The organism is Rhizobium sp. 57MFTsu3.2 (assembly GCF_012932765.1).
GTDB lineage: Bacteria > Pseudomonadota > Alphaproteobacteria > Rhizobiales > Rhizobiaceae > Rhizobium > Rhizobium altiplani.
This window is the reverse complement of the sequence record NZ_JDWI01000014.1, coordinates 1-11222: the sequence shown is the minus strand read 5'-3', so window position 1 is coordinate 11222 and position 11222 is coordinate 1. Positions and strand designations below refer to the sequence as shown.

At 58.7% G+C, this 11222-nt stretch carries 12 protein-coding genes; 3 read left to right on the top strand and 9 right to left on the bottom strand.

Annotation, left to right across the window (positions count from 1 at the left end; translation table 11 throughout):
- Positions 1–244: 244 nt before the first annotated feature.
- The 4 genes from vapB to AF71_RS16045 form a co-directional block, all read right to left on the bottom strand.
- Complete coding sequence (vapB, locus tag AF71_RS16060) at positions 245–475, bottom strand: type II toxin-antitoxin system VapB family antitoxin (RefSeq protein WP_169682104.1); 231 nt, start codon at positions 473–475, stop codon at positions 245–247.
- Positions 476–821: 346 nt separating this feature from the next.
- Positions 822–1574 carry an ABC transporter ATP-binding protein gene (locus AF71_RS16055; RefSeq protein WP_169682102.1) on the bottom strand — a complete coding sequence of 251 codons (753 nt, stop codon included), beginning with the start codon at positions 1572–1574 and terminating at the stop codon, positions 822–824.
- Positions 1568–2632 (bottom strand): iron ABC transporter permease, encoded by a 1065-nt coding sequence (locus tag AF71_RS16050; RefSeq protein ID WP_169682100.1) that lies wholly within the window; start codon positions 2630–2632, stop codon positions 1568–1570. Before AF71_RS16050 ends, AF71_RS16055 begins: the two co-directional genes overlap by 7 nt.
- A gap of 3 nt (positions 2633–2635) precedes the next feature.
- Entirely contained in the window at positions 2636–3766 is a 1131-nt protein-coding gene (locus AF71_RS16045; protein ID WP_169682099.1) for an ABC transporter substrate-binding protein, read from the bottom strand.
- Positions 3767–3868: 102 nt separating this feature from the next.
- Between AF71_RS16045 and AF71_RS16040 the strand changes: the two genes are divergently transcribed.
- On the top strand, positions 3869–4684 hold the full coding sequence (locus AF71_RS16040) for a class I SAM-dependent methyltransferase (protein ID WP_192305237.1): 816 nt from the start codon (positions 3869–3871) through the stop codon (positions 4682–4684).
- A 206-nt stretch (positions 4685–4890) separates the two neighbouring features.
- A complete protein-coding gene (locus AF71_RS31745; protein ID WP_246733690.1) occupies positions 4891–5109 on the top strand; it encodes a hypothetical protein in 219 nt (72 codons plus the stop codon).
- Positions 5110–5159: 50 nt separating this feature from the next.
- Here AF71_RS31745 and AF71_RS16030 read toward each other — a convergent pair whose 3' ends face one another.
- From AF71_RS16030 to AF71_RS16015, 5 genes are all read right to left on the bottom strand, one after another.
- Positions 5160–5534, bottom strand: a complete 375-nt coding sequence (locus AF71_RS16030; RefSeq protein WP_025661492.1) for a hypothetical protein — start codon at positions 5532–5534, stop codon at positions 5160–5162.
- A gap of 234 nt (positions 5535–5768) precedes the next feature.
- A complete protein-coding gene (locus AF71_RS16025) occupies positions 5769–7187 on the bottom strand; it encodes a DUF2252 domain-containing protein (protein ID WP_169682097.1) in 1419 nt (472 codons plus the stop codon).
- Positions 7188–7240: 53 nt separating this feature from the next.
- Positions 7241–7531: a sodium-independent anion transporter gene (locus AF71_RS31740; protein ID WP_312867247.1), complete on the bottom strand. Its 291-nt coding sequence runs from the start codon at positions 7529–7531 to the stop codon at positions 7241–7243.
- Between the two features lie 44 nt (positions 7532–7575).
- Positions 7576–8943, bottom strand: a complete 1368-nt coding sequence (locus AF71_RS16020; protein WP_246733689.1) for a SulP family inorganic anion transporter — start codon at positions 8941–8943, stop codon at positions 7576–7578.
- A gap of 189 nt (positions 8944–9132) precedes the next feature.
- Complete coding sequence (locus tag AF71_RS16015) at positions 9133–9357, bottom strand: hypothetical protein (RefSeq protein ID WP_169682095.1); 225 nt, start codon at positions 9355–9357, stop codon at positions 9133–9135.
- 419 nt (positions 9358–9776) lie between these two features.
- On the opposite strand from AF71_RS16015, the gene AF71_RS16010 reads away from it, so the two are divergent.
- Positions 9777–10808, top strand: a complete 1032-nt coding sequence (locus AF71_RS16010; protein WP_169681168.1) for an IS110 family transposase — start codon at positions 9777–9779, stop codon at positions 10806–10808.
- Positions 10809–11222 lie beyond the last annotated feature (414 nt).

Genomic DNA, 11222 nt, shown 5'->3' with positions numbered 1-11222 from the left:
AACGACGATCGGAATGATCGACTCGATTCGCTTTTTCCAATCGTACAGCGTTCATGAGTGCGAGTTGGCCAGTCCAGTCCTCGACGCGTAAGCCGGGCACACAATCAAACTCGCGCCGATTACTCGATCGGGGGGAGCGTAGCAAAAGCCCTTGATAGAATACGAACTGCCGCCTCGCGCACCTGCTGCCGGCGGTTCTTCATCGTAAAGATACAGACGTTTGTATCCAGCATGTACTGCAGCATTAAAATGCTTCACGCTCCCGCAGGGCCGGTTGATCACGTTCGTTCATAAAATCCGAGGTAGCCGCTTCGCCATCGAACCAGCTGTCCCAAACTTCTCCGGCAGGGGCGATAATCCTCGTGCGTCCAACTGCGACAATATCGACGCGCTTTACATCATCAGGCAGAGCGACGGCCTTCGGCAACCGAACGGCCTGGCTGCGATTGCTTTGAAACACTGCACCTTGTTCCATTTCCTATCCTCCGCGATATACGAAAGCCATATCCCACTTAGTTTTGCGAATGGGATATGGCAATGGGATATACCTCGGCACACTGGGCGAGGTTTGAGAACTCGGTCCAACGCCGCGGCCTGTGTCGATGCGCTCAAGGCCGGACATCAGCACCATGCTGGAGGTATTTTCGACGACCTGCCACCAGACACTGCGATCATCGGTATCGCGGCACGCAGCTGACTCGAAGGTCAGGTCGTCGAATAGCCTGCCTGAAGCGAAAATGAGTCATCGTGCCTGCGCGAAGCGAGCGATTCTGGATTTGCGATCGGAATCGCTCCGGCTTATCGCGGCAGCATCAACTCGATCAGAGCGCACCGTCGACGACGACTACGGGTCGCCCGCGCGAGCAGGTTTCGATGCGGGCATCCACACGATAGATGTCGCGCAGCATTTTCGATGTGATCACGTCAGCGGTCGCGCCGCTCGAGGTCATTTCCCCATTGGCGATAACGATCGTGTTTGTGCAATAGCGCAAGGCGTGATTGAGATCATGGAGCGCAATGAGCACGATCATGCCGGTGCGGCTGGCGAGATCGACGACGAATTCCAGTACATCGATCTGGCGATGGAGGTCGAGGGCCGAGGTCGGCTCGTCCATCAGCAAGACCTCGGGTTTGCGCACCAGCGCCTGGCCGAGCGAGACGAGCTGTCGCTGGCCGCCCGACAGGGCGTCTAGCCCCCGGAAGGCAAGGTCCTCGATATGCAACGCTTTCAGGATCGCGTCGATCTCGAAAAGCTCTTCGTCCTTTACCTGCCAGCCGCCGCCCTGTTTTGTGGCAAGCAGGAGCGACTCGTAGACCGTCAGCACGGCATTCGAGCCGGTGTCCTGCGGCATGTAGCAGATCGCCCGGTCGCCGCGCGTCGCATCCGAAAGCTGCACGACACCGGGGCCGGAAATTAGACCGGCGATTCGCTTGAACAGCGTCGACTTGCCGGCCGCATTTGGGCCGATCACGGCCGTGATGGAACCGGGCGTCAAGAGCTCGATTGCGACCTTTGACAGAACCGTCGTGCTGCCATAGCTGGCGCCGAGATCCTTAAGCACCAGACTTACCATGCACGCCTCCGGTTCGAGAAAATCAGGACGAAGAAGAAGGGAACGCCGACAAGCGCGGTGATGACGCCGATCGGCAGGATGGCGCCGGGGATCAGCACCTTGCTGACGACCGACGTCGCCGAGAGCAGCAGCGCACCGCAGATCACGGAACCGGGCAGAAAGAACCGCTGGTCCTCTCCGACGACCATGCGCGCGATATGGGGGCCGACAAGGCCGACAAAGCCGATCGTCCCGACGAAGGAGACAGGAATGGCGGCAAGCAGGCTGACGACAAGCATGGTGTGAAGGCGCAGGCGCCGGACATTGACGCCCATACTTGCAGCCTTGTCGTCCCCGAGCCTCAGGGCTGTCAACGCCCAGGCGTTACGCACGAAGAGCGGTAGCGTCACGACGAGAATTGCGCCGGTGACGAAGACTTTGTCCCACGTCGCCTTGGTCAGGCTTCCCATGGTCCAGAACACGACTGCGGCGAGCGCCTGTTCGGAGGCGAGGTATTCGAGAAGCGACAGGGCGGCATTGAACGTGAAGACGAGGGCGATGCCGAGCAGCACGATCGTCTCGACCGTAACACCGCGCAGCGTCGATGCGAAATGGATGAAGAGCGCGGCCACCATCGCCATGACAAAGGCATTGACCGGAACCATGTATTGAACCGCGCCCGGAAAAATGGCGACACCTGCAACGAGCCCCAGCGCCGCGCCAAAGCTGGCGGCCGCCGAAATGCCGAGCGTGAAGGGACTGGCGAGCGGGTTCGAAAGGATCGTCTGCATCTGCGCACCTGCCACCGAGAGCGACGCGCCGACCGTGATCGCCATCAGCGCAATCGGCATGCGGATATCCCAGATGACGACACGCAGCTGGTCACCGGCAGCCTCCGGGGAAGCGAGCGCCGACAGCACCTCGGCAAGGCTGTAATTCGCGGGGCCCAATGCCATGTCGGCAGCCATGCTTGCCGCAAGCGCGACGACAAGACCTGCCAGGATAAGGATGCGCCGAAAGGCAAGGGCGCGATATTGATCGCGCCCCGTCACCTTCGTTTCGATCGTCGCAACGCTCATCGCCTATTCGCCCTTCAACGAGACAAAGTAGCCTGGCTTGTAGTCGAGCGGCAGGAAGCGAGCGTGCAACTCCTTGAAGGTCGCTTCCGGGTCGAGTTCGTTGAACAGGTCAGGGTGCAGCCACTTGGCGATCTGCTGGATTGCGACGAACTGATAGGGATTGTTGTAGAACTGGTGCCAGATGGCATGGACATTGCCATCCTTGACTGCCTTGATGCCGGTAAAGGCCGGGCGTTTCGTCAGGTTTTCCAGCTTGCGGTGCGCTTCGGCGATATCTGCGCCATAGCCGACGCCGACCCACTTGCCACCAGGCACATAGCCTTCCCACATGCCGCCGGTGATGATGACCTGATCAGGATTGGAGGCGATGATCTGTTCCGGGTTCACCGTGCCGAAGGTGCCTGGAATGATGTCCTTTGCCATGTTGATGCCGCCGGCCAGCTCGACCATCTTGCCGAAATTCTCGCTGCCGAAGGACATGCAGCAATCGTCGGAATAGCCGCCCGCACGCTCCATGAAGACGACCGGCTTTGCGGGGTTACTCTTCTCCAGGACATCCGTGACCTTCTTGATGGCGTCGGCGCGGAAGGTGATGAAGTCTTCGGCAACCTTCTCCTTGCCCATCAGCGTGCCCATGATACGCATGCTAGGCTCGGTGTTTTCCATAGGCTTTTCCCGGAAGTCGACATAGACCAAGGGAATGCCGACCTTGGCGAGCTTGTCGATATAGCCGGCCTCTTCCGTAGCTGTCTTGGCGTCAACATTCATCAGGATGACGTCGGGTTTCAAGGCTACTGCCTGTTCGATATCGAACGTGCCATCCTTCATACCGCCGAAGGTCGGCAGCTTGGCGATGCCAGGGTATTTTGCGAGATAGGCCGCGTAGGATTCCGGGTCCGCCTTCGGCAGGTCGTCGCGCCAGCCGACGACGTGCTGGAACGGGTTGTCCTTGTCGAGCCCGGCAAGGAAATAGATCTGCCGGCCTTCGCCGAGGATGACGTGTTTTGCCGGTACATTGACTTCGACGTCGCGGCCCGTCACGTCCCTCACGACGACGGGGTCGGCAATCGCGGGCAGCACTTTGGACACGAGAACGCCAAGGGCGATCATTGCCGACTTGCCAGAAAAGCGCATGGTTGAATCTCCGGTGGAAACTGACCGGCACTTATTATTTGATGACTTTCATAGTCAAGATTTATCTTTTAGAAGTGTTCGAAGCTGAGATAAGGACGGAACATGCAGAGCGATCGAATGGCAGACAGCGCCAATTTCACCTTGCGCGATGAGATCAAGGCCTATTGGTCCGAACGCGCGGCAACATTCGACCAGTCGCCCGGCCACGAAATTTTCTCCGAGGAGGAGCGTGCGGCCTGGCACGCACTGATCGGGCGGCATCTCGGCCGCGGCGATGGCCGCAAGGCTCTCGACCTTGCCAGCGGCACCGGTGTGATCTCCCACTTGATGGACGATCTCGGCTACCAAGTCACCGGCATCGACTGGTCGGAAGCCATGCTGGAGCGGGCACGCGCCAAGGCGGCATCGCGGGGACGGGCGATCCGCTTTCACGTTGGCGATGCAGAGAACACGCTTGAAGCCGATGACAGCTACGACGTTATCATCACCCGCCACCTTGTGTGGACGCTGGTTGACCCCGAAGCCTGTTTTGCGGAATGGCTGCGCGTCCTGAAGCCGGGCGGGAAGCTGCTGATCATCGACGGGGATTTCGTCAACACGGGCCTTGCTGAGCGGCTCATCAAGCGTCTCGCGACCTTCCTCGAACGGACGAACCTCATCAAGACACAGGCACCCCATGCCCCCGCCACCATGGGCAGCATGCATGAGAGTATCCTGTCGCGCGTCCATTTTTCTGGAGGCGCACGAGTTGATACGGTTTCCCGCATGCTGACAGCAACCGGTTTCTCCCCCGTTGCGGCCGACACTAACCTGCGGAAGATCCATAAGGCGCAGTCGCAGTATTTCGGCTTCTTCAAAGCCATCGCACGAGGCCTTCAGCATCGCTACGCGATCATAGCGCAAAAGCCAGCTGAATAGTCAGCCGCGGATTTTGAGGAACCTCCAGCCCTTGAGATGTCATCAAGTGTGAATAGCGGCCGGCACCGTGGCACACATTAGCGACGGCCCCCGGTGAGCGTTTGGAGGCTATTCACCTGCAGGGCCGGCGCCGCTTAACAGCAGTGACGATAGGACCGCCCCCAATGCATGAGAGTGCAAATGAAGCATAGCTTGATGACGCGCTTATGGAAAAGGCCCGCTCCTTAACCGGCACTAAGGAAACCGCCGCGCTTGTCCGCGAAGCATCGGAGACGCTTGTCCGCGTTCAGTCGGGAAGACGTCTTATTGCACGTGGAGGAACCATGCCCGCCGGGCGACAGCGGGCGGAACAGATTTACAGATCCCACCCTTTGGGCTTTACGACGGCGGACGCGCCTCAAACCCATGAACCCCAAGACGCTTGACGATTGGCCGTGCGTACGCCGCCTTCGGCTTCATAGCCGACGGGAAACAATCATTTCCCGCCGTATTTCTTGGCAACGGCATTGCGGAGCTGCGATATGTACTCCGTCATTCTCCGCTCGTCGTCCTCAATGCTATTCCCGCGGCAGCCTTCGCCGCCGATCTCACTCTCCGCGTTGTGAGCGGCTTCGTCCAACCGCCTGCCGACCTCAACCATATCGACACCAGGAGCCTTGGCCATTATACGAAGAATGGTGTCCCTATCGTTGGGAACCTCCCGGCCGCAGTTCCTGTAGTCAACGACCTTCATCCCATAGATATTGGTGACTGCAAAGAACAGGTCAGCCACGTCATCGGCCCTTGCCATGAGGGCCAGACCCAACGAGAGCGCGGATGCGATGATTAGGATTTTCAGTTTCTCCGCCACCTTTTGATTCCAAGCGCGAATGAAAATGGGCAGTCTTCGCACGCCCGGTACCTGAGTTCAGTCATACGATCATCTCGCTTGGCGAATGGCAGCTCCGGCTCCGCCAGTCTGCCTGTCACCTGAGCATCGTGACCGTTGCCAATTGCGGGCATATTTCACAATAGGCAAAGGCGAGATCCGCCGGCAGACAGCGTGCAACGAAAAACCAACGTTCGCCTTATCCAATTTGCATGGCTATGCGTCTCTGATAGCTGCAATCCTTCCCTCGCGCACGGCAGCCTTGAGCAAAGCATGATCGCGCTCCGTCTGGTCCGCGTAAGCCAACGCGAAACTTCCCATTGCTGTGTCGAATGCGTCATTTGAGGAACCGAGGTAGCCGCTAATCGTTGCCGATATCTCGCTGGCCTTTGCATGAGCGCGAGCAAGAACCCAGCCACACGCCTGGGCATAGGCGTCCAACATCTCGGCATCGAATGTATCCACCAAAGGCTTGATCTTGGCATCGTGTAACTGTCGCACATAGAACTGTCGCCCGTTTGGCGCGGTGACCCAACCGAGGAATATGTCCGAGGCCGGCTGCATCAGGCGCTGTCCGATCACGACGCGCTGCCCGTGATGGTCATATTTGCTCTTCCCAGCATAGGCCTCAAGGACGGAGTTCACCGCTTCCTTGAACTGCAAAAACAAGGGGTGGTTCCCCTCGGACATCATCAACGCGATCCAGCATCTCCGGCCAACGCTACCGACGCCAACCACCTTGATGGCGACATCGACGAGTTGATAGCGATCGAGCAGCATCCGACGATCCTCATCCAGCGATTGGCGGTAAATGTGCAAAAGCTGTTCGAGGGGTACCTCCGCTTCGGGAGTGCTGGTCGCCCGCTCATGAAAGATCAGTGGCGGTTGGTCCGTAATGCGGATCTGCCCGCCGACGGAAGCCGCGAGGTTTGGAAAATCAGATTCTGAGCCACTACGGTTTGCTGCCTTCTCGATCCGCTTCCTGGTGCTCCCTTGCATGGCCGTCGGTAACGATTCGACAAAGTCTGAGGCCCGAGTTTTCGCGTACCAAATTGCAAGCGGGCTCTTTTTGAAGAGTTTGCGCATGTGCTCGCGATATCTGCGCGCGCAATTGACGGCACTATCCCGGCCCCGGTGGTCCGAGATTCCGTTCGATCTGGCTGCAAGAACGACTGATGCGACAAGTCGCTTGACGTCCCACTCCCAAGGGGCTGGCGCCGTTTCATCGAAATCGTTGATGTCAAAGATGATGCTGCGTTCGGGCGTGGCAAACCCACCAAAATTGACAAGATGACAATCGCCGCATGCCTGGACCTTCAGTCCCGTGGCTGGCGTTTGTGCCAGGTCGGCGGCCATGACGCCGGCCGCCCCACGATAGAACGCAAAGGGAGATGGCAGCATACGGCCATACCGGATCGGAATGAGCTTCTTCATTCGACCGTCATCCGACTCGCGCAACAGGTCGATCGGATCTCGCCGTCGCTGGATCTCATTCCATCGCCCCTGCTGCTCGCGCAGGATTTTGTCGCGCAGCGCCTTACCCTCCGCAAGCCGGGCGTTCGGCGTCACGAAATTCGCGGAATGCCCAGAGCCAGACGAGACTGAGGTTTTGGTGGCGTCTTCTGCGTGTACCATGTTCAGAAAGCCGACAGTTTCACTGAGGATTGAGAACCAGTCATGATATCAACTCAGGCCTCGGGGGGACTTTGTTGCTGCCAGGCGCGCACGCCATCGGTCGTCCGTTCGAAGAAGTTTGGTGGGCCTACCGCTGTCTCGATACCGGCTTTCCGCATATCGTCGCGGACGGCGTCGCGCACGCGGACAAAGCCCACAGCAATGCCGGCTTTTTGCAGCTCTTTGACTAGACCAAGCAGTTCATCTCCGGCGCTGATGTCGATGAAGTCGACGGAATCACAATCCAGAAGGACGCGCTTCACGTCGAGCCGCGTCGCGAGCGACGCCTTCAGGGCCGTGCTCACGTGGCCTATGCTTGCGAAGAACAGGTCGCCGCCGACCCGCCAGATCAGCAGCCCCGGAAACGTACTGCCTCCGGATGGCGCTTGACATCCCGATAGGCTTCCGTGCCCGGCAGCTGACCAAGCTCGGCCCCTTTTGGATGGCTGGTCAGATAGATCAAGGTTATCAACGACAGCACGACACCCAGCACGATTCCCTGCAGCACCCCCAGCGTCAACTCGCCCACGATGACAATGGCAGTGCTGCCGAACGCCGAGCGGCTTCGAGCCAGCAACTCCAGCAAATAGCTTGGCTTGGTCAGATGCAGCATCGCCGCGATGACAATAGCCGCCAGCGCCGGCTGGGGCATGTTTCGAAACAGAGGGGTCAGAAAGATCAGCGTCAAGAAGCTAAAGACGGCCGCAACCACATTGGCGATCTGGCTGCGAGCGCCAGCAGCGGTGGCAACCGAGGTTTTCGATAGGCTGCCGACCACGAGAAAGCCACCGAAAAGTCCGCTCAGAATGTTCGCAGGCCCATGTGCCACAAGCTCCTGATTAGGATCGATCGTACCACCGCTCTGTAGAGCGGCCGCCTTTGCCGCCCCAAGCGCCTCTGCGTAGCCGACCATCACGATTGCAAGCGCGCCCGGCACAAGCTCGCTTAGTGTGGAGATTTCCGGATTGGGCAGAGTTAGGTGGGGCAACCCGGATGGGAGGTGGCCAGCCACATGCACTCCAGTCGCCTCGCCGCCAAGTAGTCCGATAATGATTGTCGCAACGGCCATGACGACGAGGGCCGCGGGTATCTTCGGAGCCAGGTGGCGCAACAGCAGCATAGCGCCGAGAGATAGAACACCGGTTATGACCGGCGCCGCAGAAACCTCCGGCAAATGCTGCAAGATGTGCCAAAGCTTGGTGAAGAAGTTGCCCGACGCGCCACTGATTCCGAGCAGATGAGGCACCTGGCCGATGATGGTGACGTAAACCAGCCCTTCGATGAAGCCACGCATCACGGGCGTTGGGATGAAGCTCGCGACCCACCCCATGCGCATGATTCCAAAAGCGAGAAAGAAGAAACCGATCAGCACGGCAAGCGTAGAAGTCAGCGTGTTGAATTCCGCCGTTCCCTGAGACGCAATGGCGCCAATGGTCACCGCGGAGATCAACCCGGTCGCCGTGTCTGGTCCGACCACAAGCTGCCGCGACGTGCCAAGGAGGGCATAAGCGATTAACGCCGGCACGATCGTATAGAGGCCCATGATTGGCGGTACACCAACGATGCCCGCATAGGCCATGCCCTCAGGCACCATGACCGCCCAGAGCGCGAGGCCGGCAAGAACATCCGGCAATAACCAGTCGGGTTGATAGCCTGGAGCCCAATCCAGAATAGGCAGATATCTATGAGCTGCAGGTGCCACAGCGGCGTTGGCCATCGTCCACCCTCCCACGTGCGAATTGTCACATGCACACGCAAAGCCGAAGACAAATCACTGCCTTATCTTTCTCCGCCCCACCGGCTACGCCAACACAAGGAAGATGAGCCCCAGGTCCCGACGAGGATGGAGCCGATGACCCGAACTGGCGCTCGGTTCGAACTGATCAGACGCCAGTTCGGCGGCGTTTCATTGGTACTTCTGGCAGGTGTTTCCCGACCAGCGCAAGCAGCGGCGGTTGTGGCGCTTCTCGACTCTGGACTCGCATTTGCCATTGACCATTGTCTGGCCCACGCCGCAACCGGCGACGACAGGCGTGATCATGCTCTCTGATTGAATTGGCGAGCGAGGCATTGCCTGCGGCGTCGAAGCGATGGCGAAGACAAACCCCAGAACAGCAATTAGTCTGATCATTGTTCCCTCCTACTGTTGCGCTTCATTCAAACTTGAGAACGTCGATTCAACTCTGGAATCCGGGCAGCCGATGATCATGCTGCCAAAGAAGCTGTGCGCCTACCAGATATCTGGGGCCCAGCTTGTTGCGAGAGTTTTCCGAAAAAAGCGGAAGCACAGCCGATCTCGCATCTATGATGCTTATTTCGGAAGAGCCCTACTCCCCAAATTATGCTCCTAATTTCGGTCGTTGGCGAGCGAAAATCAACTTTAAGGCCATGTTGTATTGCAGGAGGTTGCGCAGAAAACATGGGGTAATCGCGGCGCGATCGTCCCAGGCTATTTCTATAGATGATGGCTGGCTGGGGTGGTTGCCCCCGATAAGATGGAAAAACGGGCTCTCGATTCGAACCGGGCCCAACATCAAACGGAGAGCAACCATGAATCAATATATCGGGCTTGATGTTTCATTGAAAGATACCGCGATTTCGATCCGAGAGGACGGAAAGCGGATCTGGCGGGGAAAGTGTCCTTCGGACCCGAAGCTCCTGGCAGAGACGATCCGTAAGCATGCGCCGCATGCCAGGCGTGTCGTCTTCGAAACAGGGCCGTTGTCGACTTGGTTCTATCATGCGCTAACGAACGAGGGGATTCCGGCGATCTGCATAGAAGCGCGGCACGCGCAAAAGGTATTGAACGAGACGCTCAACAAGACTGACGCCAATGATGCGGATGGCTTGGCCCAGTTGGCCGAAGCCGGCTTCTACAAAGCGGTTCGCGTCAAGTCGTTCGACGCCATGACGACCCGCGCCTTGGTGGCGGCCCGCGATAAGCTCGTGCACATCTCAACGCAACTCGGCAATCAGATCCGGGGTGTCATGAAGACGTTCGGTTTCATTGTCCCCGAAGGAAAAGGTCGGATATTCGATGGCAATGTGAGAGAGCTTGTCGCTGGGAATGACAACCTTGCACGGATCATTTTGCCGCTGCTCGATGCGTGGCGCGACATCCGCAAGCGTGCTGCAATTCTTGATCGCCAACTGCTCGCAGCGGCGCGGCAGAGCCAGTCGGCGAAGCTGTTGACGACAATTCCCGGCATAGGTGCCATCACGGCGATCTCTTACGTCGCTGCCATCGAGCATCCGCAAAACTTCCGGACTTCGCGTTCAGTCGGCGCCTGGCTCGGGCTGACCACACGCCGCTATCAGTCGGGCGAGGTCGATTATGATGGTCATATCTCACGGAGAGGCGACAACCATTTGCGCGCGCTGCTTTACGAAGCCGCGACCGTGATGCTGACACGAACCGGCGCCAGGACTGAAAGCCGCCTCAAAGACTGGGGGCTCAAGTTGCGCGAACGGCTTGGCTTCAAGCGCGCCGCAGTGGCTGTCGCCAGGAAACTCGCGGTCATCATGCATACCATGCTCAAGACAGGGGAAATCTTCAACCCATCGGCCAGCGCCATCGTATAATGAAGCTCTGACAGCCGATGACTCTCTCAGCGCGTCATCCTTCTGACGCGACGAGGCGTCCCTGTCGTGGACGTAGGTCGGGTCATTCCGTTCACGTGGCGGCAGCTCCTAGAGACTGCGCATAAAACATAGGAAGACCTTGCCTGCGAGGACCATGATGCGGCGGGCTTGTACCGACCGCGGAGACAACCATGTTCCCGACATACGATTGCCTCACGTCAAAATGAAGCACTGAGCGAACACCGAGAACGCGCCATATGACCGCCCGCTACGCCGCCCGCTCCCTACGGCGCTTTTGGGGGCGCGCTCGCGAGCGGCTTCGCTACCACCGAGCTACACACCACCTGGCGGACACGATCGGACGATGTCGCTTGCCCAGGCCACCTTGACTAACGGGATGCGATTAGACAACCA